19 protein-coding genes and 1 other RNA gene are annotated in these 17,640 nt (G+C 62.7%); 10 read left to right on the top strand and 10 right to left on the bottom strand.

Annotated elements, in window-relative coordinates; translation table 11 throughout:
* Window positions 1-167 precede the first annotated feature (167 nt).
* Genes ftsE through smpB form a run of 3 tightly spaced genes read left to right on the top strand, consistent with a single transcriptional unit; the run spans window position 168 to window position 2,236 of the window.
* Window positions 168-857, top strand: a complete 690-nt coding sequence (ftsE, locus tag FZI91_RS01950; RefSeq protein WP_162526123.1) for a cell division ATP-binding protein FtsE — start codon at window positions 168-170, stop codon at window positions 855-857.
* Window positions 858-1,760, top strand: coding sequence for a permease-like cell division protein FtsX (gene ftsX / locus FZI91_RS01945; protein WP_155937002.1), 903 nt, complete (start codon window positions 858-860; stop codon window positions 1,758-1,760).
* Entirely contained in the window at window positions 1,757-2,236 is a 480-nt protein-coding gene (gene smpB, locus FZI91_RS01940) for an SsrA-binding protein SmpB (RefSeq protein WP_155937001.1), read from the top strand. The genes ftsX and smpB overlap by 4 nt, the downstream gene beginning before the upstream one ends.
* An 18-nt stretch (window positions 2,237-2,254) precedes the next feature.
* Here smpB and FZI91_RS01935 read toward each other — a convergent pair whose 3' ends face one another.
* Together FZI91_RS01935 and FZI91_RS01930 are read right to left on the bottom strand one after the other, a co-directional pair.
* Window positions 2,255-3,892 (bottom strand): FAD-dependent oxidoreductase, encoded by a 1,638-nt coding sequence (locus tag FZI91_RS01935; protein WP_155937000.1) that lies wholly within the window; start codon window positions 3,890-3,892, stop codon window positions 2,255-2,257.
* A gap of 44 nt (window positions 3,893-3,936) precedes the next feature.
* On the bottom strand, window positions 3,937-4,506 hold the full coding sequence (locus FZI91_RS01930; RefSeq protein ID WP_155936999.1) for a hypothetical protein: 570 nt from the start codon (window positions 4,504-4,506) through the stop codon (window positions 3,937-3,939).
* A 123-nt stretch (window positions 4,507-4,629) separates the two neighbouring features.
* Here FZI91_RS01930 and ssrA point away from each other — a divergent pair.
* Window positions 4,630-4,998: a transfer-messenger RNA gene (ssrA, locus tag FZI91_RS01925) on the top strand.
* A 184-nt stretch (window positions 4,999-5,182) separates the two neighbouring features.
* Here ssrA and FZI91_RS01920 read toward each other — a convergent pair.
* The 3 genes from FZI91_RS01920 to FZI91_RS01910 form a co-directional block, all read right to left on the bottom strand.
* Complete coding sequence (locus tag FZI91_RS01920; RefSeq protein WP_155936998.1) at window positions 5,183-5,497, bottom strand: hypothetical protein; 315 nt, start codon at window positions 5,495-5,497, stop codon at window positions 5,183-5,185.
* Window positions 5,498-5,571: 74 nt separating this feature from the next.
* Window positions 5,572-6,729, bottom strand: a complete 1,158-nt coding sequence (locus tag FZI91_RS01915; protein WP_155936997.1) for a hypothetical protein — start codon at window positions 6,727-6,729, stop codon at window positions 5,572-5,574.
* Window positions 6,726-7,214, bottom strand: a complete 489-nt coding sequence (locus FZI91_RS01910; protein WP_162526122.1) for a DUF4365 domain-containing protein — start codon at window positions 7,212-7,214, stop codon at window positions 6,726-6,728. The genes FZI91_RS01915 and FZI91_RS01910 overlap by 4 nt, the downstream gene beginning before the upstream one ends.
* 349 nt (window positions 7,215-7,563) lie before the next feature.
* On the opposite strand from FZI91_RS01910, the gene FZI91_RS01905 reads away from it, so the two are divergent.
* On the top strand, window positions 7,564-8,811 hold the full coding sequence (locus FZI91_RS01905) for a helix-turn-helix domain-containing protein (RefSeq protein ID WP_162526121.1): 1,248 nt from the start codon (window positions 7,564-7,566) through the stop codon (window positions 8,809-8,811).
* Window positions 8,812-8,894: 83 nt separating this feature from the next.
* Window positions 8,895-9,839, top strand: coding sequence for a hypothetical protein (locus tag FZI91_RS01900; RefSeq protein ID WP_155936994.1), 945 nt, complete (start codon window positions 8,895-8,897; stop codon window positions 9,837-9,839).
* A 251-nt stretch (window positions 9,840-10,090) separates the two neighbouring features.
* Here the strand turns inward: FZI91_RS01900 and FZI91_RS01895 are convergent, their stop codons facing one another.
* Complete coding sequence (locus FZI91_RS01895) at window positions 10,091-11,194, bottom strand: alkene reductase (protein WP_155936993.1); 1,104 nt, start codon at window positions 11,192-11,194, stop codon at window positions 10,091-10,093.
* A gap of 168 nt (window positions 11,195-11,362) precedes the next feature.
* Entirely contained in the window at window positions 11,363-12,100 is a 738-nt protein-coding gene (locus FZI91_RS01890; protein ID WP_155936992.1) for an SDR family NAD(P)-dependent oxidoreductase, read from the bottom strand.
* Between the two features lie 452 nt (window positions 12,101-12,552).
* On the opposite strand from FZI91_RS01890, the gene FZI91_RS01885 reads away from it, so the two are divergent.
* A complete protein-coding gene (locus tag FZI91_RS01885; RefSeq protein WP_155936991.1) occupies window positions 12,553-13,077 on the top strand; it encodes a MarR family winged helix-turn-helix transcriptional regulator in 525 nt (174 codons plus the stop codon).
* Window positions 13,078-13,171: 94 nt separating this feature from the next.
* On the opposite strand, the gene FZI91_RS01880 is transcribed toward FZI91_RS01885, so the two are convergent.
* The 3 genes from FZI91_RS01880 to FZI91_RS01870 form a co-directional block, all read right to left on the bottom strand.
* Window positions 13,172-13,576: an NUDIX domain-containing protein gene (locus FZI91_RS01880; RefSeq protein ID WP_155936990.1), complete on the bottom strand. Its 405-nt coding sequence runs from the start codon at window positions 13,574-13,576 to the stop codon at window positions 13,172-13,174.
* Between the two features lie 12 nt (window positions 13,577-13,588).
* On the bottom strand, window positions 13,589-13,774 hold the full coding sequence (locus FZI91_RS23615; protein ID WP_162526143.1) for a hypothetical protein: 186 nt from the start codon (window positions 13,772-13,774) through the stop codon (window positions 13,589-13,591).
* A 395-nt stretch (window positions 13,775-14,169) separates the two neighbouring features.
* Window positions 14,170-14,811, bottom strand: a complete 642-nt coding sequence (locus FZI91_RS01870; protein WP_155936988.1) for an O-methyltransferase — start codon at window positions 14,809-14,811, stop codon at window positions 14,170-14,172.
* A gap of 49 nt (window positions 14,812-14,860) precedes the next feature.
* Between FZI91_RS01870 and FZI91_RS01865 the strand changes: the two genes are divergently transcribed.
* The 3 genes from FZI91_RS01865 (at window position 14,861) to FZI91_RS01855 (ending at window position 17,637) form a co-directional block, all read left to right on the top strand.
* Complete coding sequence (locus FZI91_RS01865) at window positions 14,861-15,499, top strand: TetR/AcrR family transcriptional regulator (protein WP_155936987.1); 639 nt, start codon at window positions 14,861-14,863, stop codon at window positions 15,497-15,499.
* Between the two features lie 17 nt (window positions 15,500-15,516).
* Window positions 15,517-15,945, top strand: a complete 429-nt coding sequence (locus tag FZI91_RS01860) for a nitroreductase family deazaflavin-dependent oxidoreductase (protein ID WP_155936986.1) — start codon at window positions 15,517-15,519, stop codon at window positions 15,943-15,945.
* 111 nt (window positions 15,946-16,056) lie between these two features.
* Window positions 16,057-17,637 (top strand): LCP family protein, encoded by a 1,581-nt coding sequence (locus tag FZI91_RS01855; protein ID WP_162526120.1) that lies wholly within the window; start codon window positions 16,057-16,059, stop codon window positions 17,635-17,637.
* The last annotated feature ends 3 nt before the right edge of the window (window positions 17,638-17,640 follow it).

Raw genomic sequence — 17,640 nt, 5'->3', positions numbered from 1 at the left:
CCCGGTCCGTCGCCGTCCCCGGCCACCACGCCGCCTCCGCCTCCGGGCGTGTTGCCGCCGTGGTTGGTTCCGCCGCAGCTTCCCCAACTACCGCCGCCGCCCCCCGCTCCCGCGCCCTAACTGCAGCATCCCGGTCATCACGGCATTCCCGGCTAGACTGGCGTGCCGTGATCAGCCTCGACAAGGTAACCAAGCTCTACAAATCGTCGGCTCGGCCCGCATTGGACAATGTGAGCCTCGAGATCGACAAGGGTGAGTTTGTGTTCCTCATCGGGCCATCGGGCTCCGGCAAGTCCACATTCATGCGGCTGCTGCTGGGCGAGGAGCTGCCCACCAAGGGCGAAATCCAGGTTTCCAAGTTCCATGTCAACAAGCTGCGAGGTCGCGAGATCCCGCATCTGCGCCAGACCATCGGCTGCGTGTTCCAGGACTTTCGCTTGCTGCAGCAGAAGACGGTGTACGAGAACGTCGCGTTCGCGCTCGAGGTGATCGGTAAGCAGACCGACATCATCAACCGGATCGTGCCCGAGGTACTGGAGATGGTGGGCCTGACCGGTAAGGCCAGCCGGTTGCCCTCCGAGCTCTCCGGTGGTGAGCAGCAGCGTGTCGGTATCGCGCGTGCCTTCGTTAACCGGCCGCTGGTGCTGCTGGCCGACGAGCCGACGGGAAACCTGGACCCCGAGACCAGTGAGGACATCATGGCGCTGCTGGAGCGGATCAACCGCACCGGCACCACCGTGCTGATGGCAACACACGACCATCACATCGTCGACTCGATGCGTCAGCGTGTGATCGAGTTGGAGCTGGGCAAGCTGATCCGCGACGAGCAGCGCGGTGTCTACGGAGTGGATCGATAAATGCGTTTTGGATTTCTGTTCAACGAAGTCATCACCGGGCTGCGTCGCAATGTGACCATGACGGTGGCGATGATCATCACCACCGCCATCGCGATCGGGCTGTTCGGCGGTGGTCTGCTGGTGATATCGCTGGCCAAGAACTCGAAGCAGATCTATCTCGACCGGGTGGAGACGCAGATCTACCTCACCGAGGATCTGTCTGCCAGCGACCCCGACTGCAGCGGCGATATCTGCAAAGGCTTGCGCGACGAGATCGAGAAGCGCTCCGACATCAAGTCGGTGCGCTTCATGAACCGCGCGGATGCATACGCCGATGCCGAAAAGCGGCTGCCGCAATTCCGGGAAGCAATGGAGGGCATGAACAAGGATGCGTTCCCTGCCTCGTTCATCGTCAAGCTCAAAGATCCCGAGGATCACTCCGAATTCGACAAAGCGTTCCTCGGTAAGCCAGGAGTCAGGGGCCTGCTCAATCAGAAGGACCTCATCGACCGGCTGTTCGCGGTCCTTGACAGCCTTCGCGATGCTGCGTTCATGATTGCGCTGATTCAGGCCGTGGGCGCGGTCCTGTTGATTGCCAACATGGTTCAGGTCGCTGCCTACACCCGGCGCACCGAGGTGGGAATCATGCGTCTGGTGGGCGCCACCCGTTGGTACACCCAGCTGCCATTCCTGCTGGAGGCGGTGATCGCGGCACTCGCCGGTGTGGTGCTGGCAATCATCGGCCTTATCGTGGCGCGGGTGACCATCCTCAATGGCGCACTGCAACAGTTCACTTCGGCCGCCCTGATCGCCGATATAACACCTGGCGACGTGTTCCTCGCATCCATCCAGATGGCGGCGTTGGGCATTCTGCTCGCGGGTGTGACCGCCTACGTGACGCTGCGTCTTTATGTACGTCGATGAGTAAGAAACCGACCGACGGGCGTCAGATTATCGCGTCCAATCGCAAAGCGCGACACAACTACTCGATCATCGACGTGTACGAGGCCGGGGTGCAGCTAGTCGGCACCGAGGTCAAGTCCCTGCGCGAGGGCAAGGCCTCACTGGTGGACGCCTTCGCCACCATCGACGACGACGAGGTGTGGCTGCGCGCGATGCATATCCCGCAGTACGACCACGGCACCTGGACCAACCACGCGCCGCTGCGTAACCGGAAGTTGTTGTTGCACAGGGCGCAGATCGACATGTTGGTAGGCAAGCTCCGCGATGGCAACCTGACGCTGGTGCCGCTGTCGCTGTACTTCCTCGACGGCAAGGTCAAGGTGGAGCTGGCCCTCGGACGCGGCAAGCAGGCCCACGACAAGCGTCAGGACATCGCCAAGCGGGACGCCTCGCGCGAGATCACCCGCGAACTGGGTCGGCGCGCCAAGGGCATGTAGCTCACACTCCTGCGTGACTCAACCAGCGCGGTACGGCGCCACGACATCGAAGATGTTGGGCTTGCCGGCACGATAGCGACGGTCATCCCATCGCCGCAGCCATCCGGTGCCAGGCAGGTGTTTGAATTCGTTGATGTGAATGGGTTCGGCATGAACTCCCGACTTGCGCAGAATCGATGCCGCTGCGCGCTTTCCGGACTCGTTGGCGGCGTCCATGCTCTCGCCGCTGAGGATGGCGCGTGTGTAGGCACCGGCCAGCAGCAGGTTGTCGATGGCGGTTTCTTGGTTGGGTTGGTTCTGCCAGCTTGATGGCGACGAGGCCAGCAGCGGCTCGTCGATGATCCATTCACCGTCTCGGTATGACATGCCGGGGTAGGGGTGCCAGGAATGGATCGCCTCGTCGGCGATCAGACGTTGCCCGTCGGGTAGTTGAGTGCGCAGCAGGTGCAGGATCTCATCGATAAGTTCTTGTGGCGAGCAATATTTCGCGGGCTTTCCGTAGAGTTCTCCGGGAAGCTCGGTGAACGTTCGGTCGGTGAGTTGCATTGAAATGACGGCCCGCACAGTCCCATCGCCGTATTCGGCAATATCACGGTTCCAGAATGACGAAAGTACTTCGTTGGCCGTCTCCCACCCGTTGATGGTGAAGATCATCGAACGAAGCTCGGGTACACGATGCTTGAGGAAGATCTGCACACCACCCATCTCGGCGTGACGGATGTTCTGGATGCGGCCGAGCTGGGGGTCCGTCTGAACGATGTCCTGGGACATGAGAGTTGCGGCCTTATCGGCCGGCACCGCCAGGACGTACCAGTCGGCGGATACTCCGCCGCGATCGGTTTCAGCGCCGTTGGCCCGGCCTCCGGCGATGTCCAGTCGAGTCACAGTGCGGCCGAAGTGAAATCGCACGCCTAGCGACCGTAGGTGCTCAACCCAGGGGTCAAAGAGCGCTTCGTTCTCTGGCGCTGCGGCGACCCGCATGATGGTGCGTTCCCCACGCGGGCGGCGTTGAAGAACAGCGTTGACCACGCACGCAGCTCCCGTTGCCAGCAGTCGGGTATGACAGCCATCTACCTTGCTGATACCGGCCCATCCGCTGAAGTCCGCGTGTTTGCGGGCGTTGGGGGAGAGTCGATCTGAGCGGAAATAGTCGGGCATGCTGGTGTGCTCGAACTCGTCCCAGGTCCGGCGGTCGCCGCTGGTGGTCAGGGCCAGGGCCTTGCTGCCGAAGACTGCGATATCGGACAGGGTGAAATGGCGCAGCAGGCGGGCGCCAAACATGGCGTAGGAAAACCAGTTTCGGAGCACTCCGGAGTCCCGTGGGATGTCGGCTGTCACGATTGCGTCGTCGAGCACCCACACGAAACCGTTCTTGGGTGAGAGGTTGTCGGGCACGGTGCCGCCACCGCGCAGGGGGATTCGCCGCAGTGTTTCGTCCAGGTTTTGGTAACCCAGGATGAAGAAATGCCCGCCCATCGTGCGGGGTAGGTCTGAGCGCCCGTCGGTTCCGGTGCCTGGCTCGCCGAAGCTGCGTGCCTTGCCTCCGGGGACAGCATGGCGTTCGTAGACATCGACTGAGAAGCCGCGTAGGGCGAGTTCGTGTGCCGCGGTAAGGCCGGCGACGCCCGCGCCAAAGATGGCAACAGTCGATTCCATCAATGTATGTTAGCCAGAATCTTCTGGCCCGGCTAGAGCAGGTGTCAAAAGGCCCGGCTGCCCGACGGCGACAACACAAATCCGTGCGGGCCTTCGCCGGTGAAGTTGTTGGGCAGTACGCAGATCGTCTCGCGCTGATCATTCACGCCACAGGTGATCACCTTGTCGGTGCTCTTGAGGCCGTAGGTGATCTTCTGTCCCGGGGCCAGCGGACGATAGGCGCCCGGGTCAATGGCCGCGGGGCCAGCCGCTGACGCGTCGGGTCGGTCGACAACTTCGAGCTGGCTCAGGTCGTCCCGGCGGGTGATGCTCGCTGTCGGGGTGTTCAACGAGACGGTAGCGATGTTCTCGTCGCGGGTGACCCCGGGCAGCTTGCCCCAGCATGCGCCGTCGACGCCGGTGGCGCGAGAGTTGGCGGTGATGCGGCAGCGCAGGCCGTCCGGGGTGAGGAACTGCACTCCCGATGTCGCGTATGCCGAGTAGGTCTCGAAGGCGCTGGCCTCGACCGGTGAGTAGGCGTCGAGGCTGGGCATCGACGGGTCCGCGGATGCTTGACCAGGGAAGACGATTGCGGAGGCCGCAACGAGGACGACGGCGCTGGGAAGCGTGCGCATGGTGCTACTCCTGAAATTTGACGATGTCCGGCAACGCTACGTGGCGCGGGCCGGTAATTATGTGGCTTTGTGCAAGCGCAGCGGTAGGATGGAGTGTCCCCCCGAAAGTCGGAGGGGATGCGAGGGGCTGAACGGTTTCGACTTCGCGCAGTGAATTAAGGGAAGCGTGCCGGTGCAGGCAAGAGACCACCGTAAGCGTCATTGCAACCAATTAAGCGCCGACTCAAATCAGCGCGACTACGCCCTCGCTGCCTAAGCGATTGCGTGTCTGTCAGACCGGGAGCTCCCGCGGCCCGGACCCTGGCATCAGCTAGCGGGATCAACCGGTGGTTTCGGCCGCGGAAACCACCGGGACACCAAACAGCGGCTGGGATCGTCATCTCGGCTTGTTCGCGTGACTGAGAGATCCGAGTAGAGACAGAGCGAACTGCGCACGGAGAAGCCTTAAGGAAATGCCGTAGGACCCGGGTTCGATTCCCGGCAGCTCCACTTTTGAAGTACAGATAACTTCATATCGAGAACCTCCTTGCCGACGAGCAGAAGTGTCATACCCGTGGAGTACCACTGGATGCACAGTCGGCAAGGAGGTTTCTTCATGCGGATAGTCGTCGTCCAGAGAAGCGCCCATGCGGGCGAAACACTGCGTGCTCCCCATGGCGCGGCATCGCTCCCGTGGTCATCGGTTGTGAAGACGCTCGACCGACACGATGTCCCCGACGGACGGCCGTTCATCGTCGATGACGATGGCTCGCTGAACGGCTGCGACCGACTCAACCCCTACCTGCTGACCGCGTGGCGTCAACGCGCCTATGAGCCGGACGCGACGGTCGAGCGAATGCCGCCCAGTAACCCCGGCTACGACATCGAGGTCACCGGACCCGTGCTTCTTCATCACAGCCCGCGAGGTGCAGAACTCGGGGAAGCACCCGGAGCGGTACTCGATCTGGATCTTCCACGGGATGGACCTGGACGCCCGAATTGCGACGCTCACCGTGCACGACGGGCCGGTCGGCGAGCCGCACTTCGACCTGCAACCTATCCAGTACCGGGGACGGTTCACAGGGGTTAGCTGTTGAGGTCCATCTGAGCCGGCAGGTGGACGAGTGCCGACACCTTTGCTTTCGGGATGTACAGACCGCTACCGCTGCGTCGCACCGACCCTTGCAACTGGACCGTGGTGCCGTCACGCATCCACTGGGTGACCTCCGCGACCGAGATCGTCGTCAGCGCTTCGATGCGGCAGAGACGTCCTCCCCGGAACGTCCGGATCGCGAAGTTGGTCGTGCTGTCCTCCGGCTCATGGGTTACACGAACGACAGGGCCGGTGAACACCTCCGTCCGCGGAACCTTGCCCGACCGGAGTTCCACGCCGGTGCGACGGATCTTGTCCTTCGCCGCGGACGGAATCGCCACCGTGTCCCTGACGTCACGCGGCGCGGACTGAGCTTGCGCCCACTGGAACGTTGTGTCCAGCTGCGCCACGGCGCTGTGGTCCAGCACCCGCGCGACGGCGTCGACGAACTCGGCGGTGACTCCCTGGGAGACCAGCCGCAGGAGCGCGTCTCCCTGCGGCAGCTTCTCCCGCTGCACGATCTCCTCATGCACCGCGGCCATCGCCTGGGCGAACGTGCGGGTCATGCGACGCTCCAGCGACTCGACCGTGGTCGCAGTCTCCAGACCCGGTAACTGCTCTTGGTCAGGGTCTCGGCCCGGATCGTCGGCCGGCACGGCGTCTCCGACGCGCACCTCCACAGGGATGATGTACGAGCCCTTGATCGTATGACCCATCCGAACCGAGTCGGCCACGGCGTCTCCGGCCTTGGAGTACCCGCCCTTGATGACCGGCCTCAGCCGAAGCGCTGCCGACGCCGCGGACCGGAACATCAGACGAGCGGACTCCGTCATCGCGGCGCCGGCGTTGAGCGGGATTGTGTCGGCGATGACCGCATCGTTCGCAGCGCGGACGTAGGTGACGTCGACGCCCCAGAACTGGAGCTCACGCTCGACATCCGCAACTTCCCGGTTGTGCGCGGCGGCGAGCCGACTGACGAGCCCGGCCTGGGCCTGCTCATCACTGCCGAGATTCCGGACGACACCGACCTGACGATCCAGGGCAGCGTTGAGCCACATCCACCCGCCGCGGCCCTCCGACTCCTGATGCCAGCCGTTCGCGGTAAGCCAGGCGTTCGTATCGTCGAGGCGTACCCCGCCGAAGTCGCTCATGGGGCCCCTCCCGCGAAGACATCGTTCAACTGCGTCTCCCAGGTCGTGAGAGTCGACGCTTGGAAGCGTTGACTCTTCGGCAGCACGATTGACTTCTTGTGCGTCTTTGGATTGAACCTCTCCCAGTACGCGTGAGTCCGGTGCACCGTCTGGGCGTCGGACTGCTCGATCCACTCATCTTGCAGCGGGGGTACGACAACCAACATCACGTAGACTGGCACCATCTTGACCGTCCAGCTGTCCACCCAGTGCTGTTTCAACTGGATCCGGTAGTCGCCCTTTCGCGTCGCCGTCGGAGACGACGTGCACTTGAGTTGGACTAGAACGGGCGCGGCGGACAGGTCAACGGTGGTGTCCACCGCCCAGCAGTCCTCATCCTGCCGGCCCTCCTGCAGTGTGTGCCCCGACTGGGAGCAGATCGCCGAGAGGTAGGCCTGGCTGTAGCGCGACTTCGCGCCGTCGACACCGAGTCCGAGCCGGCTCACGCGGCCTCCCATGGGCCCAGCGGCGCGCGGATACGCCGCGGATGACCAACTCCCATCCGGGCAGACTAACCACCGGACGCATCAATTCCAGGGACATCGATGGTGGCGCCCCATGGATCAGACCCCCGCACGCCGCAACAGCAGCGGTGTTCGGCGTCCCAGACGCGATCAATCAGTACCGTCACGCAGGTGAGAATGGGCCGTCGGCGAGGTCCGCGACGGTACCCCGTCGAAGACGAGGCCCGTCTACTGGTCTTCGTCCATGTTGGTGGCGGCGGCCTGCCAAACGATTCCAGACTCGCCCTCGGTTGCGCCGAAGATGTGGTCGACGAGTGCCTACCCTTGTCCGGTGAGTTTCACCGCCCTGCACCGTAGCCTCGGTCTCGCTCCGAGTGCACTGACCGATGAGATCCTCGATGGCGCAATCACAGCGGGCGTCGTCGAGACGGACGACCTCGACTGGAAGTCCGAGCTCCCACCCGCGAAGGGCCTCCCACAGACCGACTTCCCCAAGGACATCGCGGCGATGGCGAACAGCGGCGGCGGCATGATCGTGTACGGAGTCGAAGAGGACCAGAAGGTGGCGACCGGCCGCAAAGACACCGGGATCCTGAACGAAGTCCATGAGCGCGCCCTCCACAGCGCTGCGATCACGGCGATCACACCGCCGGTGTTCGGACTCGAGATCCACCAGCTGGGCGCCAATCCCCGTGCGGTTGCGGTCATCGTTCCCCCCAGTGTGGACGGCCCGCACCTGATCTACCGGGGCGAGTACTTCGGCGCCCCGGTCCGGAACAACGCCGACACAGTGTGGATGAAGGAACGGCAGATCCAAGCCACGTATCGGGCGCGCTTCGATGAGCAGCGCCGATCCAACGAGGCGATCGACTCGCTGTACGCCGAGGCCACTGCGGGTCGTGACACCGCGAACCGCGCCTGGCTGATCGCCGTCGCGCACCCGCGTATACCTGGGGCGCTCGTTCGCTCTACGCGTGAAGAGGCGCAAGCGATCTTCAAGCAAGGGGAGAAGATCACGCTCACGTACTCGAACCGCAACGCCGTACATCCTCTCGAGAACATCGACCGCCTCAACCCGCGGCCGGGCCTGCGGCGGTGGGTCGCACCCAACAACGCCACCGGTGAAAGTTCGCGGTGGAGGGAGGCGTGGGCTTCTGTGCACCACGATGGCTCGGTCACACTGGCGGCGGCAGTCGGCGGGCACCGGAAGAGCAGTGGCGAGAATTTTGATGGCCGGGAGGTCGAGGCTCCGGGGATCGAAGCCGCCATCGCGGACTTCACCGCCCTTACCCGTGCAACAGCTGCGGCACTGCACCACGGGGAGTACGACGTATGCGTGGGAGTCGTATGGACAGGTGAGCAGCCGCTCACGATATTGACCATCGACGGGCACGGATTCATCTACGACGGAGTCTCGACACCGCTATCGAGTTACACGCGAGTGCGGTCGACGATTTATGCGGCTGCCTCTGACACGGAGTTCCATCAACAGGTGCATGAGCTCGCGCAGGACTGCGTCAACCAGGGCGGGATAAGCCATCTGCACGTGATCACGGATCCCGATCCGACGGAGGCATAGGGGCGTGACGCTGCTCCGGTATTGGCCATCACATCAAGTCGAGTGAACCGTTCCGTGCACTCCCGATGCGTACGTTCCGGCACATGACTCAGAACACGATGAACCACACGCCCGGCGTCCCGCTCGATCCGTACACGAAGCTCGCCGACACAGTCCTCCGTTTTGCCTCGGCGGTGGAGGATCTACTCAAGGACGAACTCGCGTATCCCTTCTCGATCGGGAGTGAGGCGCTACGCGACCACGCAGCCAACGAACAGCACCCCGGCACCAAGACCAGGGACGCGCTGACGGGCCTATCCGGGAATCAGATCCGCGCGGTCGGTGTGCAGTGCGACCTTCTCCGCGGGATCGCCGCGCTCTTGCCGGTACCGAAGGTTTTCTTCGCGCCGTTCCCCTTGGCACGGACCTGCGCCGTGGCCGCCGCGAAGGCGTGGTTCATCCTCGGCGGCGCGACACTGGAGGAACGACTGCAGCGCTACCTGAACGAGGAATTGGACGCCCTCTACCGAACCCCTTGGGACTTCGGCGACCCGGGTTCGCAGGCCGACATCGCCACGCGGACGGCTGATTACGTGGCGATCGGTGCGACTGCCGGCCTGCGACCCGCGCGCAAGAAGAACGCGAAGGACTGGGACGCGCCATATCTGGTCCGCTCGGGTCAGGGCCGCCGGGACGGGCCACCATCGGAGACCGAAGTCGTTCGGGACATGTTCGCGGCAGCCGGTCTTGGACAGCAGTCGGGTCTGCCGTACACGTTGCTCTCTGCGGCGACGCACAGCCGATTCGGCCACGCAGGTGTCTCGGAAGCCATTCCCACCGGTCGATCCGTGAACGGTGTGCCGACGAGAGCCATGCACTCATCACCAGGCACCACGGCCAAGGTGACGGTGCTCGCCGCGATTGCGACGCGGACCCACCTCCGCAGGCTGGCTTGGTACGCGAACGTGCCGGAATTGTGGGTGCAGGACCGACTAGGAGGCGCGCTCGCGGAGTGGTGCGCGATCGGCGGAGTCCCGGTGCCCGAGTGATCTACCGAGGTCGGAAAGTGGTCGAGATAAGGAAGACACTCCTCGTCTCAAATGCGGATGAAACGGCGTACAGATAACAAGGAAGACAGTCTGAATATGACAGTTAGCTCCACAACAAAGAAGGCCCCCGAGTACTCGGGGGCCTTCTCGTGTTAGGGGAGTCCTACTCGAACCGGCGTTCGACAGGATGTCGGTGAGGGCAAGAGCTAGTCCAGAGTGAGAATGATGATCATGATGCGAGGCCAACCTGATCACGCTTGTTCGAAGGTGGCGTAATCGGTGTATCCCCTGTGGTCGCCGTGGTAGTGGGTGGAGTGATCGTCGGGGGCTAGCGGGGCGCCAACCCGTAAGCGGTGTACGAGGTCTGGGTTCGAAATAAACATTGAGCCGTAGGACACCATGTCTGCAAGCCCGTCGCTGACGATTTTTATCGCGGCGGGCCCGGCGGGCCAATCGGCGGACGTTTCATGTGGGTTCAGGACAAGTAGTCCGGGCCAAATGCGGCGAATGTTTTCTGTCACTGATCGATAGCCGGGCCATTCGAAAATATGTAGATAAGAAAGATCGGCGGGCAGCCCGCGCACGAGTGTCAAGTACAATTTATCGATTTCTGACTCGATGATTCCCATGTCAGACATTCCCGGACTGATGCGCAATGCCAAGTTATTGGCGCCGATGCGCTCTGCCACTGCGTTAACTAGTTCGAGAGCGAACCGTACCTGACCGTCGATTGATCCGCCGTACTGGTCGGTGCGCATATTTGTGCTGTTGGCAAGGAATTGTTGGATCAGGTAGCCGTATGCACCGTGCAGTTCCACCCCGTCGAAGCCGATCGCCATGGCGTTCTCGGCGGCCGTCGCGAAATCGTTGATGGTAGCTCCGATGTCAGCGACGGTCATCTCCCGCGGCTGTGGAAGTGGCACCCGCAGGGCCGGCTCGGGAATCGTGATGCGGATTTGGCCCGGTCCGGCGATAGGCGAGGGGGCCAGCGGGTGCAGACCGTGTTCACGCAACTCCGGCAACTCTGGGTGACTGTGCCTGCCGCCGTGCATGAATTGCGCGTAGATTCTGCCGCCGGCGTTGTGCACCCGGTCAATGACCGGTTGCCATGATTCGATCTGCTGCTGGCTGTGAAAGCCCGGCTCGTTGGTGTAGGCCTGTCCATGGCGGTTCGGGTGTAGTGCCTCCGAGACGATGAGGCCCGCGCTGACGCGTTGCTCGTAGTAGTCCGCCATCAGCGGCGTCGCCGAGAGTCCCGGGCCGTATGCTCGGCGCCGCGTCAGTGGAGCCATCACAATCCGGTTGGGAAGCTCTAGCCCGTTGGTAAGGGTGATCGGGTCGAATGCGGTGGACATGGCTATTGTTCCGCCCTTCGTGTCGTTACTGATTTGGTCGGGTAAATGTTTTGCATCGGGCTTGGGCCGAGACCTGCCAATGGCGTCTTAGGTGGGCGGGTTGACGAGAAAGTCACCGTCCACGGGCAGCCCCATTCCACCAGCGCGTTGGTGGAATGGGCTGGGTGGTCATGCGTTGACGCCGCCGTCCACGGTGACCGCCGAACCGGTGATGAATTCCCCTGAGGGTCCAGCCAGAAAGGCAACCACATCGGCGATGTGGTCTGGATCGGCGAACTTGCCGATCGCGGTGAGAGCGCGGACATCATCGGCCCACGGGCTGTCGCCGGGATTGAGTTCCGTGTCCGTCGGACCGGGCTGTACGACCACTGAGGTAATGCCACGCGGCCCGAGTTCGCGCGCCAGGGCACGGTTAAGGCCTAGCAGCGCAGCCTTGCTCGAGGCGTACAACGTCTGTCCGGGATATGACGCCCGCTCGGCCGATACGCTGCCGATCGTAATGATCCGGCCGCCGCTGCCCATGTAGTTCAGCGCCGCTTGCACCGCAACGAACACGGCCCGCACGTGCAGCGCAAAGATCGAATCGATTTCAGCCACTTCGAAATCTTCGATCCTCCCACCCGGGTATCGGCCGGCGTTACTCACCAAAATGTCCAGCCCGCCGAGCAGCTGAGCTGCCTCGTCCACCGCTGCGGCCAACGCGGCGGCGTCGGCACTATCGGCATTGATTGCCACCGCGGTACGGCCGAGTCCCGTGATCTGGTCAACCACGGCCTCGGCGCGGGCCGCGTTACTTGCATAGGTAATCGCTACATCCGCGCCCTCCCGAGCCAGGCGAACTGCCGTAGCAGCCCCCATACCGCGCCCGCCGCCGGTAACCAACGCCTTCTTGCCTGCTAACTGCATCGTCCGCTCCTTCTGACTTGCGCAGGCCGCCGGCCACGTCTACAAGCCTCGGTAGGCTCCGCAACCTCATCCTGCGCTAACAAGTTGATACGTCAACCATATTGACATAGAACCGGCCTGCTGTCGAACGGACGCCCGGCACAGGCGTGCTTGTCGCTGCCGGGCCCTACACGTTCGGCGGGCCAGCTACGCGGTGCCCCCTCAGGACTGCCGGGCAGCGCAGGATTAGCCTTTCGACGGCCGAGAGATGAACATCCGGCCAGCGGCGCAGCAATGGGCCAAGTCTTGCGGCTGTCATCATTTCTCGCGTTTTTCATTACCTGGCTAGACCTAATTTTGAGATAAATCGTCGGCTTTTCTCTACGCCAATGCGAATGCTCATATGAAAGAGGTGTCGAACTGGCAAACACCGATCCTTTGGCAGGCACTCGGGACCCAGTAAGCTAAGAGCTATGCGCGACCGCGAATGGGCAACAGATCTTGAGCATGTGAACTGGCTAAATGAGGCCGAAGACAGGGCCTGGCAGGGGCAAGTGAAAGTAACGAGTCTGCTATTTGCCCAGATAGAACGAGAACTTACTCAAGAGTCGGGGCTTTCGCTCGTGGACTACTACGTCTTAATCACGCTGGCGGACGCCGAAGACGCGAGGCTGTCGATGGGCGGCCTCGCTGCATCGCTGGGTTGGTCGCGAAGCCGTATTTCACATCAAGTGAGGCGAATGGAGGCACGCGGTCTGGTCGAGCGCACGGGAAATGTCACCGATCGACGCGGCGCCTTCGCGCACCTCACCGACGACGGGCTGTCAGCCTTAAAGCGTGCGGTCCCCGGACAAGTCGATCGCGTGCGAAGACACTTCATCGACCAGCTCACCCCCGACCAGGCCGGGACTTTGGCATCGGCCTATCAATCTCTGCTAAATCACCTGGCAACTCTCGCCGACTTCCCCACTCCCTCCCGATTCGAGCCCGACAGCTGACAGGGAAGGGCGTGATCATCGGAGCTCAGGAGGCGCTTCGCGCAGATCAGCGAATTTCTGTTCAGGCGAACACTTTTCGAGTGCGCTGAGCGGCTCAGTTCCGTTGGGACAGGGCCGGGAGGACATGCTCCGTCAGCAGCGGTGCCAGGTCTTTGGGATAAGGCTCGCCGAGTACCTGCCATCGCAGTTCTTCGATCTCGGCCGCGGGGCGGCTGACGCGCACCGGTGGATGCTCGAAAACCGTTGACTCAATATGGAAACCGGGCTCGTTCGCGGCGACGGCCCGGAAAACGCCGAGGAGGCGCAGCTGAGTGGGGTCCAGATCGATCGAGAGCTCTTCGCGTACCTCACGCAGTGCGGTGTCCTCGGCGCTCTCGTTCGCGTCGGGTTTCCCGCCGGGCAGCATGAACCGAGAAGTGTCTCGTTTCCGAACGGTCAGCACCGCGCCCTGATCGTCCCGGAGGACGACGCCGCTGACCCGGAAAACCTTCGTAGACATGCTGTCAGTGTTTCACTTCGCCGCGCGCTTGCACGCCACCGTGATGTAGGCAATCTGGTGATCGATGTCATGGCTCCAGGTGACGCCGCCGCGAGTGCCCGCACCGTCCCCGGCGCCCCCGCCAGCTTTGGACTGCGTGGTGGTATCTGCCCAGACTGCGGGTCCGATCCGGGTGCCGACAACCGATCCGGAGTCCAAGGCGCAGTTACCGATTCGTTCGTACTGAACCTTGTAGCCCTGTGACCGCAGTTCGGCGCCGAGCTCGCTGGGCTTTTGGGGAGATTTCGGACCTGCCATCGTGGCAGGGGCAAAGAGCAACGTGAGCGCAATACAGCCAACGACCGACTGGCTAAAGGTAGATTTGGACATGCCACACCTTTCGTGGAGTGGTTCAGAAGGCGTTGACGGCGGGAGGCTTTGGCGAGACGACCGCCGTCAACGCTTGTGTTGCAGATTCGTGAGACTGCGCCGGTACCCACAACGGCTGCTGGGCTCTCCGCATTCCCGACGACTGTGATGAACGCCGAGTGCATACCAGGCGCACGCGATCGGAGCGAAACATGTGCGTGCGGTATGCACTCGGCGCGTTGCGATTAGCCGCAGCGACTGCTGAGTTCCATGCCCTCGCCGACGGGGGAAGGCACGCTGACGTAGCCGTTTTCTGGGTTGCGCACGTACTCCAAATACGGCTTGCTGCTTTCGAATGCGACGTTGTCGGCAATCACGAGCGCGCCCGGGGAGAGCTTGTCCTCAAGGAGTGTGAGGACGGGCAGGTCCAGGTCGGGCCAGCCGTCCAGCAGCAGGAAATCGATGGGGCCGTCGATGGTCTTGAGCGTCTCGCGGGCATCGCCTTCCAGGATCGTGATCAGGTCGGCCACCCCGGCCTCGGCGAACGTCGCGCTGGCGACCGCGATCTTGGTGGTGTTCAGCTCGGTGGTGATGATCCGGCCGAACCCGTTGTCGCGGACCGCCGCCGATAGATGGAGGGTCGAGATCCCGTACGACAGCCCGTATTCGACGATGGTCTTCGGTTTGGCGGCGCGCACAAGGCTGTAGAGGAGCCGGCCAGCCTCGGGCGCGACGGGGACGTAGGTGTTCGTGAACAGCTCGACGCGTTCTTCGACGGACTTCGTGTGGAAGGTGTCTCGGTCGACGGGGGGTGCGTCGTGCGAGGCGTTCTCGAAGAGCCGGTCCACGATGGTGGCGAATGCAGGTTCATGAAGTGTTGTTGTCATGCGCCCTAGAGTAGACGCAACGTATCGTCTAGTCTAGGGTTGTGATTCGATGAACACTGTGAGCCCGACTGAGGTACCGCCGACGGAAGCGACTCCGCGCCGGCACACCGGAAACCGGCATGGTCGCAGTGAGCTCGCGCGCGATGCCGTTCTGCGCGCGGTGGACGATCTTTTGGTGGCCAAGGGATATGCCGGGGTCACCATGGAGGGCATCGCCAAGGCTGCGGGCGTCGCGAAACAGACGGTCTACCGCTGGTGGGGGTCAAAGACCGACGTGTTGATGGATGCGTTCCTTGAAGACGCCGCGTCCAAGCTCGAACCCGCCGATACGGGAGCACTCGAATCGGATCTGCGACACCACCTGAATGCGACCACGCGATTCCTCCTCGCTGATGACGCGGGGGCCGTGTTTCGTGCGTTGATCGGCCAATCGCAGCACGATCCGCAACTCGCCGATTCCTTTCGGGCGCGCTATCTGCGTGAGCAGCAGGCTCGCGACCAGATTCCCATCAGCCGTGCGGTGGAGCGGGGGGAGCTGCCCGACGGGGTCGATGCCGCTCGGCTCGCCGAACAGCTCGTTGGGCCGCTGTACTACCGCGTGATCGTGACGGGCGAGACGGTGGATGACACATTTCTGGACGGGCTCGTCGAAGATTTTCTGAAACGCTGGGGAATAATGTCAGTTTAGTTGACATTACCGATGTCATGACCGAGACAAATCCCAATGATTTCCACGCCAATGTCATGGCAGAGATCCGCGAAACGGGCAGTGCTGGTGGGTTCCTTGCTCAGTTCGACATGCTGATCCTGCATACCGTCGGTGCCAAGTCCGGTGAACCGCGCCAGAACCCGATGGCTTACCAGCCGGGACTCGATGGCGGCGAAGTCTATGTTTTCGCCTCCAACAACGGGGGCGAGCACAGTTCCGGCTGGTACTACAACGCGCTGGCGAACCCGGAACAGGTATGGGTCGAGATCGGTGACGACCACTATCCGGTGAGGGTGCGTGACCTGCTGGGTGAAGAACGTGACCGGATCTATGCGCGCCAGGCGGAGCGCTTCGAGAACTTCGCCGAGTACGCGCGCAAGACCACCCGGATAATTCCGGTGCTGGAGCTTGCGCGCGCGGATTAGCTGGCGGCTGTAGCGGATCCACAAGCAACTCACAGCTGGAGGACTCGCCGGAGGGTAGGACGCGCGGATACCGCATTTTGGACGGGTCGTCCAGAACAATGGTCAATTGTTATGGGCAAAACAGAGTCTGGTCAGTCGCGAGGCTGGGTGGTGTCGAAGGCGCGTTTGATCGCCGGACTCGTGTCGGCATTTGTCATGGCCATCACGGGCTTTGGCTGGGCCGGGTACAACACGACAGTGGGGCAGATCATCACCTCACATGTGCTCCCTGGAGTGCTGACTCCCGTCGGTCAGGATCAGAACATCCTGCTGATGGGGCTGGATAGTCGGCTGGACCAGAACGGACAACCGCTGCCGCAGGATATGTACGACGCGCTACACGCCGGTGATGAGACATCGGGTGGGTACAACGCGAATGTGTTGATCGTGGTGCACATCCCGGGCAATGATGGGCCCATCACCGCGGTGTCGATCCCGCGCGACGACTATGTTGACCTGGCGGGCTGCCCTGGATCGGTATGCAAGGGCAAGGTCAAACAGGCCTATGGATTTGCCTACCAGCAGGCATTGGACGCGCAAGCGAACGGCGGTTCTGACGGTGCGGGCGCCAATAATCTGACCGCGCGTGAGCAGGTCGCCCGCGAGGCGGGGCGTAAGGCTCAGATCGATACGGTGCGTGACTTCTTGGGCGTGCCGATCGACCATTTTGTCGAAGTGACCCTCGCCGCGTTCTTCCAGATTGCCAAAGCCGTGCAGCCGATCACGGTATGCCTCAACCACGACACCGTCGATGAGTTCTCCGGGGCCAACTTCCGCGAAGGCGTCCAACAGATCGATGCATCCCAGGCGATGGCGTTCGTTAGGCAGCGGCGTGACGAAAACGACGGGTCGTTCACCGACATGGACCGCACCCGGCGCCAGCAGGCCTTCCTGGTCTCGTTGTTGACCGCGGTTCGCAAGGGTGGGGCGATGTCGAATCCCGTTGCGATGCGCGACATCCTGAATGTCACACATGAGAATGTGGCCATCGACTCCGGGCTCAATATTGTCGACTTCGCCGCGCGCGCCTCACAATTGACCAAGAGGCCAATGTCTTTCTACACGCTGCCGATCTCCGACTTCGGTCAGGATTCGAACGGCTCGGACGTCAACATCGTCGACCTCCCAACAATCCGGCAGATCGTCCGCGAGCGATTCTCCGCCGATATCGCCCCCGCGCCGCCCACCGCGTCTGCGGTATCCCCGGCGGCGCCCCTTTCGACACCCGTGGTGCTCAACGTCGTCAATGCGACAGCGCGTGACGGGCTGGGTGCGGCACTCGAAGATGGCTTTACCGCCCGGGGATTCACGCGCGGTCGTGCGTCTACGGCAGAAACCCAATCAACCGAGAGCTCAATTGTCTACGGCTCGGACGCCCAAGAGGGTGCGCAGGCGCTCGCCGATCAACTGCACCTGCCCATGACGCAATCCGGTGCGGTCGCACCCGGAACCGTTCAATTGACCGTCGGCTCGCAACTCTCCGTGGACGACTACATCGCACATCACAGCGCGGGTAAGAAAGGCGACACGTCAGGGGATGCCGGTTCCACCGACGTGATGAACGCGGTCGCTGCAACAGGAACAGGTGTTCAGGCGCCGACGCCCACCGACTTGACTCAGATGGGTGCGGACGGCGTCGCGTGCGTTAAGTAATTC

Origin of the sequence: Mycobacteroides sp. CBMA 271, from assembly GCF_009729205.1 — a bacterium.
GTDB lineage: Bacteria > Actinomycetota > Actinomycetes > Mycobacteriales > Mycobacteriaceae > Mycobacterium.
This window is presented reverse-complemented; position numbering and strand designations above follow the sequence as displayed.

Bases quoted from the DNA above. Each gene is read 5' to 3' on its own strand.
- FZI91_RS01915 (WP_155936997.1), bottom strand. From the start codon at position 6,729: ATGAGCGACTTCGGCGGGGTACGCCTCGACGATACGAACGCCTGGCTT.
- FZI91_RS01895 (WP_155936993.1), bottom strand. From the start codon at position 11,194: ATGTCCACCGCATTCGACCCGATCACCCTTACCAACGGGCTAGAGCTT.
- FZI91_RS01890 (WP_155936992.1), bottom strand. From the start codon at position 12,100: ATGCAGTTAGCAGGCAAGAAGGCGTTGGTTACCGGCGGCGGGCGCGGT.
- FZI91_RS01900 (WP_155936994.1), top strand. From the start codon at position 8,895: ATGACTCAGAACACGATGAACCACACGCCCGGCGTCCCGCTCGATCCG.
- FZI91_RS01855 (WP_162526120.1), top strand. From the start codon at position 16,057: ATGGGCAAAACAGAGTCTGGTCAGTCGCGAGGCTGGGTGGTGTCGAAG.
- FZI91_RS01865 (WP_155936987.1), top strand. From the start codon at position 14,861: ATGAACACTGTGAGCCCGACTGAGGTACCGCCGACGGAAGCGACTCCG.
- FZI91_RS01860 (WP_155936986.1), top strand. From the start codon at position 15,517: ATGACCGAGACAAATCCCAATGATTTCCACGCCAATGTCATGGCAGAG.
- FZI91_RS01870 (WP_155936988.1), bottom strand. From the start codon at position 14,811: ATGACAACAACACTTCATGAACCTGCATTCGCCACCATCGTGGACCGG.
- FZI91_RS01885 (WP_155936991.1), top strand. From the start codon at position 12,553: ATGCGCGACCGCGAATGGGCAACAGATCTTGAGCATGTGAACTGGCTA.
- FZI91_RS01930 (WP_155936999.1), bottom strand. From the start codon at position 4,506: ATGCGCACGCTTCCCAGCGCCGTCGTCCTCGTTGCGGCCTCCGCAATC.
- FZI91_RS01935 (WP_155937000.1), bottom strand. From the start codon at position 3,892: ATGGAATCGACTGTTGCCATCTTTGGCGCGGGCGTCGCCGGCCTTACC.
- FZI91_RS01880 (WP_155936990.1), bottom strand. From the start codon at position 13,576: ATGTCTACGAAGGTTTTCCGGGTCAGCGGCGTCGTCCTCCGGGACGAT.
- smpB (WP_155937001.1), top strand. From the start codon at position 1,757: ATGAGTAAGAAACCGACCGACGGGCGTCAGATTATCGCGTCCAATCGC.
- ftsX (WP_155937002.1), top strand. From the start codon at position 858: ATGCGTTTTGGATTTCTGTTCAACGAAGTCATCACCGGGCTGCGTCGC.